The sequence below is a fragment of the Streptomyces sp. Ru62 genome (genome assembly GCF_002920615.1).
Lineage (GTDB): Bacteria > Actinomycetota > Actinomycetes > Streptomycetales > Streptomycetaceae > Streptomyces.
The window spans coordinates 1-1,131 of sequence record NZ_PQSU01000089.1 but is presented as its reverse complement, the minus strand read 5'-3'; the positions used below and the strand labels follow the sequence as shown (position 1 = coordinate 1,131).

General features: G+C 68.5%; 1 pseudogene. It reads right to left on the bottom strand.

Annotation, left to right across the window (positions count from 1 at the left end):
* Positions 1–1,131 (bottom strand): annotated as a pseudogene (locus C3492_RS43805) (alpha-amylase family glycosyl hydrolase); the annotation flags it as partial.

Sequence of the window (1,131 nt, the reverse complement as noted above, 5' to 3'; positions counted from 1 at the left end):
GCCGTCGGATGGTGTTGAGCCGGGTGATGAGCGGTGCGATGGTCCGCCCCTCGCGTGCGGCGGCCTCCCAGTCGCGGGGCTTGAGCTGGTACTTCTCCGAGTCCAGGTACTCCTCGCTGCCCTCCCTGAGCGGGGTGTTCTCGCACAGTTCGTAGCCCGAGTAGATGCCCCACGTCGGGGAGAGGGTGGCGGCGAGCACGGCGCGGATCTCGAAGGCGGGGCGTCCGCCGTGCTGGAGGTAGGCGTGCAGGATGTCGGGGGTGTTGGCGAAGAAGTTCGGCCGCATCCAGGCCGCCGCCTCACCCGACAGCTCGGTCAGGTACTCGGTGAGCTCCTGCTTGGTGTTGCGCCAGGTGAAGTACGTGTACGACTGCTGGAAACCGATCTGGGCGAGGGTGTGCATCATCGCCGGGCGGGTGAACGCCTCCGCCAGGAAGATCACGTCCGGGTCGCGGCGGTTGACCTCGGCGATGACCCGCTCCCAGAACACCACCGGCTTGGTGTGCGGGTTGTCCACGCGGAAGATCCGCACCCCGTGCTCCATCCAGTGCCGCAGCACCCGCACGGTTTCGGCGACCAGGCCGTCCATGTCGGCGTCGAACGCGATGGGGTAGATGTCCTGGTACTTCTTCGGCGGGTTCTCGGCGTAGGCGATGCTCCCGTCCGGGCGGTGGTGGAACCACTCGGGGTGCTTGTGGACCCAGGGATGGTCGGGGGAGCACTGCAACGCGAAGTCCAGGGCGATCTCCAGGCCCAGCTTGTTCGCCTCGGCGACGAAGAGGTCGAAGTCCTCGATGGTGCCCAGCGCGGGGTGGACGGTGTCGTGGCCGCCCTCGGGGGAGCCGATCGCCCAGGGCACGCCGACGTCGTCCGGGCCGGGGTTGAGGGTGTTGTTGCGGCCCTTGCGGAAGGTGGTGCCGATGGGGTGGATCGGCGGGAGGTAGACGACGTCGAAGCCCATGTCCGCGATCGGCTTCAGCCGGCGCGCGGCCGTGCGGAAGGTGCCGTGCGGCTCCTCGGCGGTGCCCTCCGAGCGGGGGAAGAACTCGTACCACGAGCCGTACAGCGCGCGTTCGCGCTCCACCAGCAACGGCATCGGATCGGAAGCCGTGACCAACTCCCGCAACGGAT